The following is a 14943-nucleotide window of genomic DNA, read 5'->3' on the forward strand; positions in this document are numbered from 1 at the left end:
GCGGGAAACATCTGGTCGGCGATGCAGACATCTGACATCTTGGTCGCGCTGCACCGCATCACCCGTCACCCGACGCACCCGTACAGGAGTGAGCGCCGATGACCGCCCGTATCGTCGACGTCGAGACGATCGACGTCCGTTTCCCCACCTCACGGCAGCTCGACGGCTCGGACGCCATGAACGAGGCCCCGGACTACTCGGCCGCGTACGTCGTCCTGAAGACCGACGCCGCCGACGTCCCCGACGGCCACGGCTTCACCTTCACCATCGGCCGCGGCAACGACCTCGCCGTCCACGCCGCCCGCGCGATCGGCGAACGGGCCGTCGGCAGGACGGTCGAGGAGATCACCGGCGACCTCGGCGGCTTCTCCCGCCACCTGCTCGGCGACAGCCAACTGCGCTGGCTCGGGCCCGACAAGGGCGCCGTCCACCTCGGCACCGCGGCCGTCCTCAACGCCGCCTGGGACCTGGCCGCCAAGCAGGCGGGCAAGCCGGTCTGGAAGCTGCTCGCCGACATGACGCCGCAGCAGATCGTCGACCTGGTGGACTGGCGGTACCTCAAAGACGCGCTCACCCCCGAGGACGCGCTGGCCATGCTGGCGGAAAAGGCCGCGGGACGGGCCGAACGAGAGGCGTACGTACGGGAACACGGCTACCCCGCCTATACCACCAGCGCCGGCTGGCTCGGCTACGACGACGCCAAGCTCGCCCGGCTCTGCCAGGAGGCCGTCGACGCGGGCTGGGACTCCGTCAAACTCAAGGTCGGCGCCGACCTCCAGGACGACATCCGGCGCTGCCGCATCGCCCGCGACATCATCGGCCCGGACCGCCGCCTGATGATCGACGCCAACCAGACCCTCGGCGTCGACGAGGCGATCGCCTGGGCCAAGGCGCTGGCCGAGTTCGACATCTGGTGGTTCGAGGAGCCCACCAGCCCCGACGACGTCCTCGGCCACGCCACCATCGCCCGGCGGATCGGCCCCACCCACGTCGCCACCGGCGAACACGCCCACAACGCCGTGATGTTCAAGCAGTTCCTCCAGGCCGACGCCATCGGCATCTGCCAGATCGACGCCTGCCGGCTCGGCGGCGTCAACGAAGCCGTCGCCGCGCTGCTGCTCGCCGCGGCGCACGGGGTGCCGGTCTGCCCGCACGCCGGCGGCGTCGGCCTCTGCGAACTCGTCCAGCACCTCTCGATCTTCGACTACATCGCCGTCAGCGGCTCCATGGAGAACCGCGTCATCGAGTACGTCGACCACCTCCACGAGCACTTCCACGACCCGGTACGCGTCCGCGGCTCGCGCTACCTGGTCCCCGAAGCCCCCGGCTACAGCGCGCGGATCCGCCGCGCGACGCTGGACGCCCACCGCTTCCCGGACGGCCCGGTCTGGAGCGGCGGCGACCGGGTGGCATCCTGACGTCCATGCCCACCAAGAAAGAGCGGCCGGGCCGCGGCGACGGGACCGGCGGCAGCGTCGTCGACGAGGCGATCGGCCGGCTGCGCAAGCGCATCGAGAGCGGTGAGTTCGCGCCCGGCCACCGCCTCCCCCCGGAGGCGGTGCTCGCCGCCGAACTGGAGCTGTCCCGCCCCTCGCTCCGCGAGGCCGTGCGCGCGCTGGCCATGGCGGGGGTGCTGGACGTACGGCGCGGGGACGGCACCTTCGTCACCGACCTGCACCCGGAGCGGCTGCTCAGCGCCCTCGGCAGCTTCCTGGACCTGGCCCAGGACACCGGCCTGGAAGAGATGCTGGAGTGCCGCAAGGTCCTGGAGCCCGGCGCCACCGCGCTGGCGGCCACCCGCATCGACGACGCCGCGCTGGACGGGCTGCTGGAGCGCATCGAGCGGATGCGCACCCTGCAGGACCCGGAGGAGTTGGTCCGCGAGGACCTCGCCTTCCACGCGGACATCGTCGCCGCGGCCGGCAACCGCACGCTGTCGTCGCTGGTCTCCTCCGTCACCCAGCGCACCGCCAGGGCCCGCATCTGGCGTGCCCTGGTCAAGTCGGACGTCCTCTGCTGGACCCACCAGCAGCACATGGACATCTACGCCGCGCTGCGCTCCCGCGACAGCCTGGCGGCCTTCACCGCCGCCGGCCGCCACGTCGGCGACGTGGAACGCTGGGTCCGCGAACGCCTGGACCCGCTGCGCGGCCGCGCGGAGCCGGACCGGGCGGACCGCTGACGGACGTACCGGCCCCCGCCAGGCGTGCGGAGGCCGGTACGCGGGCCCGGCGTGCGGCGGCCCGCAGGCGCGCCGCGCTCACTCGTCCCGCGGCCAATGGTCCAGGTCACCGCCGCGCCACTCGATGAGCGCGGGATCGCCCAGTGGGATCTCCGCGGCATCGGACACCCCGGCCCGGCGCAGGAACTCCGCGACGTCCCCACGGCCGTGGGCGAGCCCCACGATCTGGCCGTGAATGGTCACCCGCCGCCCACCGGCCGCGGGCGGATACACGATCACCGGTGGATGTGTGGTCATACCCCCAGGCTGTCCCCCCGCCGCCCGCCGCGCATCCCGAAGCCCCGAATCCGCTCGTGACGATGTCGGGAGGCGGGTTCCGGTACGTGCTCCGGACGGCGTCACGCGCGGTCGAGGCCGGACCGGCGGGCGGCTACCATCGGCGCATTCGTGGCTGTCGCCGGGAGGAAGAGGAAGAGATGGGCCTGTTCCGCCGCGGACCGAAGAGGGATCCGCGCGACACCCCGCGCGACGCGGAGTTCGGATTCTTCTCCGACCGGGAGGGCGGGAGCTTCCGCAGCCAGGTGCGGTCGGCCTTCGCCGAGCAGGGCCTGGAAGTGACCGTGTACGCCGGTATGGTCACCGATTCGGCGGGCCGGCAGTTCGGCCTCGGCAACCTCGCCGCCGTCTGCCACCGCGACCGGCGCGGCGAGCGCGCCTGGCCCGCGCTCGTCCGGGACCACGTCGGCAAGGTCCTCCGTACGATGGACGGCCCCCAGCCGCTGGAGACGCTGTCCGAGGACGAGATCCGGGCCCGCCTCTTCCCGCGCGTCGTCGCCGAGGACTCGCTGCCCGCCTCCGACGCCTTCCGGTACGCCCGGCCGCTCGCCCCCGGCCTGCGCGAGGTGCTGGCGCTCGACCTCCCCGAGGCCGTGCAGATGCTCGGCGAGGACTCGCTGCTGGACATCGGGGACATCGCCGAGCTGCGCATCCGGGCGCTGAACAACCTGCGGGCGCTGCCCGTCGAGGGCCACGAGACGGTGCGCCGGGGCGACGGCTCGGCCTTCGAAGTGGTGCTCGGCGACTCCTTCTTCACCGCCAGCCGGGTGCTGGTCCTCGACGAGCTGGCGGAGCGGCTGACCGGCGCGCCGCTGACCCCGGACGGCGCGCTGGTGGCGCTGCCCTTCCGGCACCAGCTGGCCTTCCACCGGATCCACGACGCCCAGGTGATCCCGGCGCTCCAGGCGATGGCGCAGTTCGCCGCCGCGGGGCACGAGGACTCGGCGGGCGCGATCACCCCGAACGTGTTCTGGTGGCGCCGGGGCGCGATGACCCGGCTGAGTGAACCGGACGGGGACGGGCTGCGGGTGATCGTCGACGAGGACTTCCAGACGATGCTGGACCGCCTGGTCCAGGACGAGGCGTAGGAGCCCGGGTCCACTGCCGGTAGCGGGTCGGCAGCGGGTCGGCGGCATTGGTGAGGCCCCGCACACGGGGGATGATGCGGGGCCTCACTCTGTACAACGGCCGGACCCGCCGAGAGGTTCCGCCGTTCCCGAAAATTTCGCGAATAAATCCACGGGGCGGCTCGACCGGCCCCACGGGCGGCTCACCGGCCGGGCCGACGCGGACATCGAGGGCGTCGCGCGGGCCGGCCGCTCCCCCCCGGACGGGGGATCGCCGCCCGACTGTCCGTCCGTGGGCACGGTCCGTGTCCGTGGGTACGGTCCGCAACCACCTCTCGGTCATCACCCGCTGGACCGAGGCGCGGAACCGGATCGACGCGACCCGGATCGCCCGGGAGTCGCGCCGGCGGATCCGGTCGGTCAGTCGTCCGCCTCCGCGCGGCGCCAGCCGTCCGGCGCGGGCCGCGGCGCGGGCGGGGAGGCGGTCCCGCCGCCGTCGGCACGGGCGGCATGGGCCGGCGCGCCGGCGCGCAGCCGCAGGCCGTCGGCGGTGATCACATCCGAGGTGACCAGCGCCTGCTCGGCGGAGACGTCCGTCAGGTACACGAAGGGCGGTACGAGCGGCGGCACGGGCAGCCGGTCGGGCGTGAAGGTCAGGCAGAGCACGCCCTCCACACAGCCGCTGAACTTCGTCAGGTAGAGCGTGACGTCCCCGCTGAGCTCCAGCGTCTTCGCGCCCAGCCCCAGCTCCTCACGGCCGTCGCGGGTGAGCAGCCGGTAGTCGGAGAGCGCCGCGGCCTTCATCCGCAGCACCATCGCCCGGACCGGGCCGCGCGCGGTGGGCACCTCCTCGACCCCGGCCACCGTGAAGCCCTTCGGCGCGAAACGGCTGGTGGTGACGGTGGGGACGGCGGCGGGCGCGGGGACGCCGGGCCCGGCGGCGCGCGCCTCGGTGGCCGGCGTGCCGAGCGTGACCAGCAGGGTCACCGGGAGCGCCACGGCGAGGGCGGTACGCGGGCCCGTACGGTCGGGCGGGCGGGCGGCGTCCTGCTGCGCCGCGGGGTCCGGCTCCGCGGGCAGTGGTGTCCATCCGAAGCCCATCGCCGCGCCGGCGATGCCGAGCCCCATGCCGACCAGGAAGCCGCCGAGGTTGGTGGCCGCGAAGGAGAGCACGGACAGGAGCAGCGCGTTGATGCTCACGTAGTGCCGCGCGCCGGGCGTGCACCACAGGAACAGTCCGGCCACGATCAGCGCCAGTCCGATGCCGAGCGCGGCGAGCCCGCCGATGCCCAGGCTGACCAGGACGCCCAGCGGGGAGAGCGGCACGAGCAGCAGCTCGGCGCCGCCGAGGACGAGCAGCAGCCCGGCCCAGAACGGCCGGGTCCGGCGCCACCTGCGGAACCGGGCCCGCGCCGCCGGCCACGGCAGCCGCTCCGTCATCCGGACCGTCAGCCGCTCCGTCATCCGGGCCGTCATCCGGGCCGGTAGCCGGGGGCGCCTCAGAAGCACTTCTCGCCGCCCAGGCCGACGCCGAGCTTCAGGCCCTTGAGCCGGAAGTCGCCGCCGGTGGCCGACCAGGCGTGGGACCGCACGCCCGCGACTTCGATGTCACCGGCCTGCAGTCCGAACTTGCCCTGCGGGCCGCGGATGCCCGGCACTTCGTCCAGCGTCGAGGCGTCCCGGCCGATCTGCGCGGTGCCGAAGCGCGCGTCGCCGACCAGGTCCTCGCCGTCGATGACGAGGTTGTCGGCGGTGACGGGTCCCGCGTCGCCGCCCGCGGTGAGCTTGAAGACCACCGGGCCCACCGGCGTCTTGACCTGGGCCGACTGGCAGATGTCGGTGAGTTTCGCGCGGCCGATGCCGAGCAGGGCCACCGGGTGGCCGGTGCCGTCGGCGGCCCGGTCGGTGTGTACGTAGGAGGCCAGCCCGTCACTGGTCAACTTCGAGGAGGTGACCTGGAAGTTGGTGCCCGACACGGCGAAGGACGCGGCGAGCACGCCCTGCGCCATCACGGTCGCCAGTGCCCCGACGGCCAGCACGGCGGGTACGGCCACGGCCGCGCTCTTCTTCCAGGACGTGCGGCCTTCCGGTACGGCCCGCTGATCGCTGTCCACTGCTTCCTCCCCGAGGAGCGCTCGGTCATGGCGTATGGCGTTCGGTCACAGCGCTGACGTGCGGTTACCTGCGGTAACAAAGGGAATGCCGAGAGACTAGGGCCGTTGTTGACGGTGCGTCAACAGTGCTGCACGAGGCGGTCGGAGGTGCCGGTGAGGACGACGAAGGGCGGGAGGCCGCGGCCTCCCGCCCTTGGTGCGCTCCGTCCCGGGTGTTACTTGATCGCCTTGATCAGCTCACCGTTCGCGGTGTCCCCGCTCAGCTCCCAGAAGAAGGTGCCGCCCATGCCCTGCTCGTTCTTGAAGGCCATCTTGGTACCGATGGTCTCCGGGGTGTCGTAGCTCCACCACTGGTCACCGCACTTGGCGTACGCGGTGCCGCCGACCTTGCCGGTCGCCGGGCAGCGGCCCTTGAGGTCCTTGTAGTCCTCGATGCCCGCCTCGTACTTGCCCGGGGCCGCGCCGGTCGCGGTGCCGCCCGGTGCGGCCTGCGTGACGCCGCTCCAGCCGCGCCCGTAGAAGCCGATGCCCAGCAGCAGCTTGTCGGCCGGGATGCCCAGGCCCTTGAGCTTCTTGGTGGTGTCGGCGGTGTTGAAGCCGGCCTTCGGGATGCCGCTGTACGAGGTCAGCGGCGAGTGCGGGGCCGTCGGACCCTTCGCGTCCCAGGCGCCGAAGTAGTCGTACGTCATGGGGTTGTACCAGTCGACGTACTGGGCGGCGCCCGCGTAGTCGGTCGCGTCGATCTTGCCGCCGGAGGAGGCGTCGGCGGTGATCGCCGCGGTCACCAGGTTGGAGCTGCCGAACTTCGCGCGCAGCGCCTTCATGACGTTGGTGAAGGCGGTGCGGCCGCTGGTGTCACAGGTCAGGCCGCAGGCGTTGGGGTACTCCCAGTCGATGTCGATGCCGTCGAAGACGTCCGCCCAGCGCTTGTCCTCGACCAGGTCGTAGCAGGACTGCGCGAACGCCGCCGGGTTCTTGGCGGCCTCGGCGAACCCGCCGGACCAGGTCCAGCCGCCGAAGGACCAGATCACCTTGAGGTTCGGGTGCAGCGCCTTGAGCTTGCGCAGCTGGTTGAAGTTGCCGCGCAGCGCGCCGTTCTCCCAGGTGTCGGCCTTGCCGTCGACGCTCTGGTCGGCGGTGTAGGCCTTGTCGTAGTCGGCGTAGGAGTCGCCGATCGCGCACTTGCCGCCGGTGACGTTGCCGAAGGCGTAGTTGATGTGCGTCAGCTTGGCCGCCGAGCCGGAGGTCTCGATGTTCTTGACGTGGTAATTGCGCTGGTAGACACCCCAGTTGGTGAAGTAGCCGACCACCTTGTTCCCGGCCGCCGTGGTCCCTGCGCCCGCCGAGGCGGGCTGGGCCGGGGCCTTCGTGGCGGCGGCGGGCTGCGCGGCGGCGGAGTCCGCGGTGGCCGCCGTGGCGGTTCCGGCGAGTCCGCCGGCGGTCAGCGCCGCCGTACAGAGACCCGCGGCGACCGCGGCGAGTCCGCGGGAGAGGCGCTTCTTGTGCGGTCTGAGCATGGTTGCTCCTCGGAGTGGGGGTCCATCGAGGGGAGAGTGCTGTGACCTGCGTCCGCAGTGGCGCCGAACGCGTGGAGCGTCGGGGGAGAAGGTAGAAGGACTAGACCAACTCGGTCAATGGTTTGGACCAATTTGCTGAACTCCCGCCGACCCCCGGACGACCATCGGAAGAAGTCGATCAACCGGTGACGGACACCGCCGTACCGGGCATACTCCCTGCGCCACCGCCGCAGGTCGTCGCCTTCCGCGATCCGGAGAGGGACCATCACCGCGGCGGTGGGCAACCGGCCGCGCCGCACCACCCGGGCGGCGCGCTGCCGCATCGCCCGACAGGGAGGAGAGCGCCGCCATGACCGAGTACGGCCCCGGGCCCGTGGACCGCAGGCTGCCCACCGACGAAGCCCGCCAGCTGATGACGCTCGTACGCGACCTGGCCGCGCGGGAGATCGCGCCCCGCGCGGCGGCGGAGGAGGCGGCGGGGCACTTCCCCCGCGAACTGTTCACCCTGCTCTCGGAGTCGGGCCTGCTCGGCCTGGCGTACGCCGAGGAGTTCGGCGGGGGCGGCCAGCCCTACGAGGTCTACCTCCAGGTCCTGGAGGAGCTGGCCGCGGCCCGGCTCACCGTCGGCCTCGGCGTCAGCGTGCACACCCTGTCCTGCCACGCGCTCGCCGCGTACGGCACCAAGGAGCAGCGCGCCGAGCACCTGCCCGCGATGCTCGGCGGCGGCCTCCTCGGCGCCTACTGCCTCTCCGAGCCGGTCGCCGGATCGGACGCGGCCTCCCTCACCACGCGCGCCACCCGCGCCGGGGGCGACTGGGTCCTCGACGGCACCAAGGCGTGGACCACCCACGGCGGCGTCGCCGACTTCTACACCGTCCTCGCCCGCACCGGGGGAGCGGGCGCGCACGGCATCACGGCGTTCCTGGTCCCGGGCGACGCCGAGGGGCTGAGCGCCGCACCACCCGAGCGCAAGATGGGCATGAAGGGGTCCCCCACCGCACAGGTCCACTTCGACGGCGTACGGATCGGGGACGCGCGGCGGATCGGCGAGGAGGGCCAGGGCTTCGCCATCGCGCTCGCCGCGCTGGACTCCGGCCGGCTCGGGATCGCCGCGTGTGCCGTGGGCGTGGCGCAGGCGGCGCTGAACGAGGCGCTGGCGTACATGACGACGCGCCGTCAGTTCGGCCGCCCGCTCGCCGACTTCCAGGGCCTGCGCTTCATGCTCGCCGACATGGCCACCCAACTGGCGGCCGGCCGGTCGCTCTACCTCACCGCGGCCCGGCTGCGGGACGAGGGCCGCCCCTTCACCAAGGAAGCGGCGATGGCCAAGCTCTTCTGCACGGACATGGCGATGCGGGTCACCACCGACGCGGTCCAGCTCCTCGGCGGGTACGGCTACACCGCCGACTTCCCGGCCGAGCGCTACATGCGCGAGGCGAAGGCCCTGCAGATCGTGGAGGGCACCAACCAGATCCAGCGCATGGTGATCGCACGGCAACTGACGGGCCCGGAGGGCCGCTGACAGGGCCGGAGAACCGCTGACGGTACGTCACGCGCGGGCCGGGCGGCCGGGGCGTACCGGTGTCAAAGGCGCGCGAGTGAGTCCTGCGGCTCACTCGCACGGTTCTTCTCGCGCCCGGGGGCGTTCAGAGGCGCCGGCGCATCACGGGCACCCGCACCGGCCGGGAGCCGGGGCCACCCACGTGGGAGAAGGGCTGGGTGCGCCAGTTCAGGCCCGCCGGGAGCGTCAGCAGCATGCCGCTGTCGTGCTCCTGGGGCGCCAGCGCGTCGTCCGGCGAGTCCGTCTCGGACACGGCCCGGCCGGACCCCTGGCAGACCGTCAGGCCGAAGGGGTTCCACGGCGAGGAGCAGACCGCGTGCTCGGGCAGCGTGTCCTCGTCGGCGAGCAGCGCAATGGGCTGCGCGCAGTCCGGGCAGGTGACCCGGTACAGCTCGACGGTGTCGAAAGCGTCGTGGAAGTCGTCGTCGCGGAAACTGTCGCCCTCCTGGGCGGCGGTGTTCTCCAGCGTGGATTCCTGCTTCGGGCGTCGCATGATGTCCATCCCCCTCGGGTGGGCTGCGAGATACCGCCATCATCCGGTGTCGGGCGGCCTCGACCACCACCAGCATTTCCCTGCCTCTCCTGTGCATAATCTCGGCAACGCTTCGGACGCGGAGTGATGGGTGTGGTGTTCGTCACAGAGGGGGCGTGCGATGTCCACGATCCGGCGCAAGCTGCGCCGCAGCGCCCCGGCACAGTAGGTTGATCGTGTGGAGGAGCTGGACCGACAAATCGTGGATCTTCTCGTCAAGGACGGGCGGATGAGCTACACCGACCTGGGCAAGGCCACCGGCCTGTCCACCTCGGCGGTGCATCAGCGCGTGCGCAGGCTGGAGCAGCGCGGCGTGATTCGCGGCTATGCCGCCATCGTCGACCCCGAGGCGGTGGGGTTGCCGCTGACCGCCTTCATCTCGGTCAAACCCTTCGACCCGAGCGCCCCGGACGACATCGCCGAGCGGCTGGCCGAGGTGCCCGAGCTGGAGGCCTGCCACAGCGTCGCGGGCGACGAGAACTACATCCTCAAGGTCCGGGTCGCCGCCCCGCTGGAGCTGGAGCACCTGCTCACCCGCATCCGCACGCTGGCCGGCGTCTCGACCCGTACGACCGTGGTGCTGTCCACGCCGTACGAGGCCCGCCCGCCCCGCATCTGACCCCGGTGGACGCGCGGGGGGAGGGCCGCGGCCGGCCGGCCCGTACGGATCCGGCCACGCGGTACCGACCCCGCGCGATCGCCCCGCACGCGCAGGGGCGAAACTGTCCGGTATGAGTGAACGCACCCCCGCACCGGCCCCCGACCGCACCGTCCTGCTGCGCGGCGGCGAGGTCCACAGCCCGGCCGACCCCTTCGCCACCGCCATGGTCGTCGAGGGCGGGTCGGTCGCCTGGGTCGGCTCGGAGGGCGCCGCCGACTCCTTCGTCGACGGGGTCGACGAGGTGATCGACCTCGACGGTGCACTCGTCACTCCTGCGTTCACTGACGCACATGTGCACACCACCGCCACCGGGCTCGCGCTGACCGGCCTGGACCTCAGCGACACCCGCTCCCTCTCCGCCGCCCTGGAGCGCATCCGCTCCTTCGCCGCCGCACGCCCCGCCGACCGCGTGCTCCTCGGCCACGGCTGGGACGCCACCGCCTGGCCCGAGGGACGTGCGCCCTCCCGTGCCGAGCTGGACGAGGCCACCGGCGGCCGCCCGCTCTACCTCTGCCGCATCGACGTGCACTCCGCCGTGGTCACCACCGCTCTTCAGGACCTCGTGCCCGGCCTGCGGGAACGCGCCGGCTTCGACCCCGCGGGGCCGCTCACGGGCGACGCCCACCACGCCGTACGCGAGGCCGCCCACGCCACCGTCACCCCGGCCCAGCGCGCCGCCGCACAAGAGGCCGCGCTCGCGCACGCCGCCTCCCTCGGCATCGGCACCGTCCACGAGTGCGCGGGCCCCGAGATCTCCGGCGAGGACGACCTCCTCGCCCTGCTCGCCCGCGCCGCCGAGGGCGACGGCCCGCGCGTCGTCGGCTACTGGGGCGAGATCATCACAAACGCAAAGGAAGCGGAGCGGATCAGGGAGCTGGGCGCCGTCGGCGCCGCCGGCGACCTGTTCGCCGACGGCTCCCTCGGCTCGCACACCGCCCACCTGTGCGCCCCCTACGCCGACGCCACCCACGCCGGCAAGGCCCTGCTCGACGCGGACACCGTCGCCGCACACGTCGCCGCCTGCACCGAAGCAGGGCTCCAGGCCGGCTTCCACGCCATCGGCGACGCCGGCGTGACCGCCGTGGTCGACGGCGTACGAGCGGCCGCCGGGCGCATCGGCCTCGACCGCGTGCGCGCCGCCCGGCACCGCGTCGAGCACTGCGAAATGCTCACCCCCGACACCATCGCGGGCTTCGCCGAACTCGCCCTCACCGCCTCCGTGCAGCCCGCCTTCGACGCCCTCTGGGGCGGCGCCGACGGCATGTACGCCGCCCGGCTCGGCGCCGAACGCGCCCGCACCCTCAACCCGTACGCAGCGCTGCTCAAGGCCGGAGTGCCGCTCGCCCTCGGCTCCGACAGCCCGGTCACCCCGCTCGACCCCTGGGGCACGATCCGCGCCGCCGTCTTCCACCGCACCCCGGAGCACGGCATCTCCGCGCGCGCCGCGTTCACCGCGCACACCCGGGGCGGCTGGCGGGCCGTCGGGCGCGACGACGCGGGCGTACTGGTACCGGGAGCGCCGGCCGACTACGCGGTCTGGCGTACCGGCGAGCTGATCGTCCAGGCCCCCGACGAGCGCGTCGAACGCTGGTCGACCGACCCCCGCTCCGGCACCCCGGGCCTGCCCGACCTCACCCCCGGCCGGGAGCTGCCACAGTGCCTGCGGACGGTCGTCGGCGGCCGGACGGTCTTCCAGCGGCCGAATGAGTGAACCTCCCGTGGCGGGTACCGCCGGGCGTCGTGCCCGGCGAGTACTCGCCCTACCTGCGGCAGTTCGGCACTGACCTGGTTGAACGCAAAAACGACGCAGGTAGAACAGCTGTTGACAGCAGGCCGTCGTCGGCCGGTAGGTTCGGCCGAGTCCACCACAAGGACGTCCGACCGGCAGACCTCCGCGCAGCCGTCGAACGCAGCTGGGCCATGGGGTGGTGCGCCGCGCAGGCGCACCACAACTGGGAGCCAGGTCCACCCCTGCGGCACGGAAGCGACGGACAGGCTTCAGCCGGGAGGGGGTACCCCCTGCTCCTCAAGAGCGTGGGGGAGGGTGCGACCCGGGTGGGGCCCGGACGCTCAGTAGACAACGGCTCTCGGTCGACCCGCAGCCAGCGGGTCCCAGGCCGGCCCGAAGGGCTCCGGGCCCCTATCCGCACCGCGGATCCACCCCACCCGCGCAACCCCGCCCCGCACCGCGGATCCCCGCGGACCCCGCGGATCATCGCGTACCTCCGCCGTCGCCGTCACCGAGAGCGACCGCGCACATCCGTACCTGCCACCGGCGTCCCGCAGGCCCGCGCCCCGTTGTACCGTCGGCTCACCACCGCACGACCTGCAGGAAGGCCGCGACCGTGCCATCGGGCTCCGAAACCACCGCCGAAGCCGTGCCAGGCCCTGCCCAGGGGCCCGGCGCCGACGGCCCCGCCGCCGACGGCGGCCCGGCGGCCACCGGGGCGTCCGACGCCGCCGGCCGACGCCCCGGCCGCCTGCGCCGCCTCGCCGCCCTCGTGCGCCGCGAGACGCCCCGCACGGTGCTCGCGATCCTCGCCGGACTCGCCCTCGGGCTGGCCTTCCCGCCGTACGACCTGTGGCCGCTCTCCTTCGTGGCCGTGGCGGCATTCAGCCTCCTCACCCGCGGCCGTACGGCCCGTCAAGCGGCCTGGACCGGCCTCGCATTCGGCTGGCCCTTCTTCTTCCTGCTGCTGAAGTGGCTCCACGTCGTCGGCTGGGACGCCGTGGTCGGCCTGTCCTTCGCCGAGGCCGTCTTCGTGGCGCTGATGGGCGCGGGTCTCGCCATGACCTCGCGGCTGAAGGCCTGGCCCCTGTGGGCGGCCTGCCTGTGGGTCGCCCAGGAATGGGCCCGCGACCGCGTGCCCTTCGGGGGCTTCCCCTGGGGCCGGCTCGCCTTCGCCCACACCGGCACGCCCTTCACCCCGCTCGCGGCGCTCGGCGGCGCGCCCCTGGTGACCTTCGCCGTCGCCCTCGTCGGCACCCTGGTCGCCGCGGTCGTCGCGACCCTGTGGGGGCTGCGCAAGAAGGCCGAGGGCGGCGGCACACGACTGCGCCGGGCGGTCCCCGCACTGGAGGCCTTCGGGCTGGCCGCGGCGCTCACCGTGGCCGGATACGCCGTCCCCGTACCGACCAAGGCCACCGACCACCTGAACATCGCCGTGGTCCAGGGCAACGTCCAGCAGCCCGGCATGGACTTCCTCGGCCGCCCCATGCAGATCCTCGACAACCACGCCTCGGCCACCGAGAAGCTGGCCGCCGACGTGAAGGCGGGCCGGGCGAAGAAGCCGGACCTGGTCATCTGGCCGGAGAACTCCTCCGACCTGGACCCGTTCCAGTACCCGGAGGCGAAGGCCCGCATCGACGAGGCGGTGCGCGCGATCGGCGTCCCGGTCCTGGTCGGCGCCCTCGTGGACCACCCGACCAAGCCCGGTTACGTCTTCAACGAAGGCATCGTCTGGGACCCGAAGTCCGGCCCCGGCGCCGAGTACACCAAGCAGCACCCGGTGCCCTTCGGCGAGTACGTGCCCTTCCGGGACCAGCTGAGCAAGGTCATCACCCGCCTCCAGCGGGTGCCGCGCGACTTCTACCCGGGCGACCACACCGGCGTCCTGGACATGGCGGGCGCGAAGCTCGGCGACGTCATCTGCTTCGAGGTGGCGTACGACGAGATCGTGCACGACACCGTGAACGCCGGAGCGCGCGCCCTGATCGTGCAGACCAACAACGCCACTTACGGGCGCACCGGACAGCCCGAGCAGCAGCTCGCGATGTCCCGGCTGCGCGCCGTCGAGCACGGCCGCGCCGTCGTGACCGCCGCCACCAGCGGCATCAGCGCCGTGGTCGCCCCGGACGGCGAAGTCACCCACCGCATCCCCGAATTCACCCGGGGCGTGGTCAGCGCGAGCCTTCCGCTGCGGGAGGAAAAGACGGTCGCCGACCGCGTCGGCGCGTCTCCGGAATGGGTGATCGCTATGGTGGGCCTTCTGTCCTGCGCTGCCGCGTTCGTACTCGGCCGGCGCGGGCGTACGAAGGACGAGAAGGGGCAGCAGTGACAGACGGCCGACAGGACGGCGGGCAGCGGCAGTACGGACCGCTGGGCGACACCTTGGTGATCATTCCGACGTACAACGAGGCGGAGAACATCAAGCCGGTCGTCGATCGGGTGCGCGCCGGGGTGCCCGACGCGCACGTACTGGTCGCGGACGACAACAGCCCGGACGGGACGGGCAAGCTCGCCGACGAACTGGCCGCCGACGACGACCACGTGCACGTCCTGCACCGCAAGGGCAAGGAGGGGCTCGGCGCCGCCTACCTGGCCGGCTTCCAGTGGGGCATCGAGCAGGGCTACGACGTCCTGGTGGAGATGGACGCCGACGGCTCCCACCAGCCCGAGGAACTGCCCCGGCTGCTGACCGCGCTCAAGGGCGCCGACCTCGTGCTGGGCTCCCGCTGGCTGCCCGGCGGCCGGGTCGTCAACTGGCCCAAGTACCGCGAGGTCCTCTCCCGCGGCGGCAGCACGTACTCCCGGCTGCTGCTGGATGTGCCGATCCGGGACGTCACCGGCGGCTTCCGGGCCTTCCGCAGGGAGACGCTGGAGGGGCTGGGCCTGGACGAGGTCGCATCCCAGGGCTACTGCTTCCAGGTCGATCTGGCCCGCCGCGCCGTCGAGGCCGGCTACCACGTCGTCGAGGTGCCCATCACGTTCGTCGAACGCGAGCGGGGCGACAGCAAGATGAGCCGCGACATCGTCGTGGAGGCCCTCTGGCGGGTCACGGCCTGGGGCGTCGGCTCCCGGCTGGACAAGCTGCGGGGGAAGAAGAGCGGTTGACGGGGGCTGTGGACAACTCCGCGGCGGGGGTGTGGCGGGGCTAGTTTGGGGGTGTGCGGTGGTGGCGGGGGAGGGGGTCCCACCCACTGGTCGGGGAGAGGGAGGGGCCCTGCCCATGACGAGGGTCGCCGCGAACGCC

The 14943-nt window shown here is 73.0% G+C and carries 13 protein-coding genes; 8 read left to right on the forward strand and 5 right to left on the reverse strand.

The genetic code is table 11. The features are described from left to right. The first annotated feature begins 98 nt into the window (after positions 1-98). The gene (locus IF20_RS07680) at positions 99-1418 is read left to right on the forward strand and encodes an enolase C-terminal domain-like protein (RefSeq protein WP_052864244.1); all 1320 of its coding nucleotides are present in this window, start codon (positions 99-101) and stop codon (positions 1416-1418) included. Between the two features lie 5 nt (positions 1419-1423). Beyond that, positions 1424-2182: a FadR/GntR family transcriptional regulator gene (locus tag IF20_RS07685; RefSeq protein ID WP_052864245.1), complete on the forward strand. Its 759-nt coding sequence runs from the start codon at positions 1424-1426 to the stop codon at positions 2180-2182. A gap of 78 nt (positions 2183-2260) precedes the next feature. Here the strand turns inward: IF20_RS07685 and IF20_RS07690 are convergent, their stop codons facing one another. After that, complete coding sequence (locus tag IF20_RS07690; RefSeq protein WP_052864246.1) at positions 2261-2479, reverse strand: hypothetical protein; 219 nt, start codon at positions 2477-2479, stop codon at positions 2261-2263. A 179-nt stretch (positions 2480-2658) separates the two neighbouring features. Here IF20_RS07690 and IF20_RS07695 point away from each other — a divergent pair, with 179 nt between their 5' ends. After that, positions 2659-3606: a hypothetical protein gene (locus IF20_RS07695; protein WP_052864247.1), complete on the forward strand. Its 948-nt coding sequence runs from the start codon at positions 2659-2661 to the stop codon at positions 3604-3606. Between the two features lie 399 nt (positions 3607-4005). Here IF20_RS07695 and IF20_RS07700 read toward each other — a convergent pair whose 3' ends face one another. The 3 genes from IF20_RS07700 to IF20_RS07710 form a co-directional block, all read right to left on the reverse strand. Further along, positions 4006-5049 carry a DUF6114 domain-containing protein gene (locus tag IF20_RS07700; protein WP_234426559.1) on the reverse strand — a complete coding sequence of 348 codons (1044 nt, stop codon included), beginning with the start codon at positions 5047-5049 and terminating at the stop codon, positions 4006-4008. Positions 5050-5084: 35 nt separating this feature from the next. After that, positions 5085-5594 (reverse strand): DUF6230 family protein, encoded by a 510-nt coding sequence (locus tag IF20_RS07705; RefSeq protein WP_407702470.1) that lies wholly within the window; start codon positions 5592-5594, stop codon positions 5085-5087. Between the two features lie 320 nt (positions 5595-5914). Then, positions 5915-7216 (reverse strand): glycoside hydrolase family 18 protein, encoded by a 1302-nt coding sequence (locus tag IF20_RS07710; RefSeq protein WP_052864249.1) that lies wholly within the window; start codon positions 7214-7216, stop codon positions 5915-5917. Positions 7217-7565: 349 nt separating this feature from the next. Between IF20_RS07710 and IF20_RS07715 the strand changes: the two genes are divergently transcribed. Beyond that, positions 7566-8738, forward strand: a complete 1173-nt coding sequence (locus IF20_RS07715) for an acyl-CoA dehydrogenase family protein (RefSeq protein WP_052864250.1) — start codon at positions 7566-7568, stop codon at positions 8736-8738. 124 nt (positions 8739-8862) lie between these two features. Here IF20_RS07715 and IF20_RS07720 read toward each other — a convergent pair whose 3' ends face one another. After that, positions 8863-9279 carry a hypothetical protein gene (locus tag IF20_RS07720; RefSeq protein ID WP_052864251.1) on the reverse strand — a complete coding sequence of 139 codons (417 nt, stop codon included), beginning with the start codon at positions 9277-9279 and terminating at the stop codon, positions 8863-8865. Positions 9280-9487: 208 nt separating this feature from the next. On the opposite strand from IF20_RS07720, the gene IF20_RS07725 reads away from it, so the two are divergent. The 4 genes from IF20_RS07725 (at position 9488) to IF20_RS07740 (ending at position 14804) form a co-directional block, all read left to right on the forward strand. Then, on the forward strand, positions 9488-9928 hold the full coding sequence (locus IF20_RS07725; RefSeq protein WP_030261445.1) for an Lrp/AsnC family transcriptional regulator: 441 nt from the start codon (positions 9488-9490) through the stop codon (positions 9926-9928). A gap of 112 nt (positions 9929-10040) precedes the next feature. Then, positions 10041-11681 (forward strand): amidohydrolase, encoded by a 1641-nt coding sequence (locus tag IF20_RS07730; RefSeq protein WP_052864252.1) that lies wholly within the window; start codon positions 10041-10043, stop codon positions 11679-11681. 634 nt (positions 11682-12315) lie between these two features. Further along, positions 12316-14028 (forward strand): apolipoprotein N-acyltransferase, encoded by a 1713-nt coding sequence (gene lnt, locus IF20_RS07735; protein ID WP_052864253.1) that lies wholly within the window; start codon positions 12316-12318, stop codon positions 14026-14028. Continuing rightward, a complete protein-coding gene (locus IF20_RS07740) occupies positions 14025-14804 on the forward strand; it encodes a polyprenol monophosphomannose synthase (RefSeq protein WP_052864254.1) in 780 nt (259 codons plus the stop codon). Before lnt ends, IF20_RS07740 begins: the two co-directional genes overlap by 4 nt. Positions 14805-14943 lie beyond the last annotated feature (139 nt).

The sequence above is a fragment of the Streptomyces niger genome, assembly GCF_000718305.1.
Taxonomy (GTDB): Bacteria; Actinomycetota; Actinomycetes; order Streptomycetales; family Streptomycetaceae; genus Streptomyces; species Streptomyces niger.

What these genes read in the sequence shown, in the direction of transcription:
- IF20_RS07680 (WP_052864244.1), top strand. Translation starts at nt 99, where the DNA reads ATGACCGCCCGTATCGTCGACGTCGAGACGATCGACGTCCGTTTCCCC.
- IF20_RS07685 (WP_052864245.1), top strand. Translation starts at nt 1,424, where the DNA reads ATGCCCACCAAGAAAGAGCGGCCGGGCCGCGGCGACGGGACCGGCGGC.
- IF20_RS07690 (WP_052864246.1), bottom strand. Translation starts at nt 2,479, where the DNA reads ATGACCACACATCCACCGGTGATCGTGTATCCGCCCGCGGCCGGTGGG.
- IF20_RS07695 (WP_052864247.1), top strand. Translation starts at nt 2,659, where the DNA reads ATGGGCCTGTTCCGCCGCGGACCGAAGAGGGATCCGCGCGACACCCCG.
- IF20_RS07700 (WP_234426559.1), bottom strand. Translation starts at nt 5,049, where the DNA reads ATGACGGAGCGGCTGACGGTCCGGATGACGGAGCGGCTGCCGTGGCCG.
- IF20_RS07705 (WP_407702470.1), bottom strand. Translation starts at nt 5,594, where the DNA reads ATGGCGCAGGGCGTGCTCGCCGCGTCCTTCGCCGTGTCGGGCACCAAC.
- IF20_RS07710 (WP_052864249.1), bottom strand. Translation starts at nt 7,216, where the DNA reads ATGCTCAGACCGCACAAGAAGCGCCTCTCCCGCGGACTCGCCGCGGTC.
- IF20_RS07715 (WP_052864250.1), top strand. Translation starts at nt 7,566, where the DNA reads ATGACCGAGTACGGCCCCGGGCCCGTGGACCGCAGGCTGCCCACCGAC.
- IF20_RS07720 (WP_052864251.1), bottom strand. Translation starts at nt 9,279, where the DNA reads ATGGACATCATGCGACGCCCGAAGCAGGAATCCACGCTGGAGAACACC.
- IF20_RS07730 (WP_052864252.1), top strand. Translation starts at nt 10,041, where the DNA reads ATGAGTGAACGCACCCCCGCACCGGCCCCCGACCGCACCGTCCTGCTG.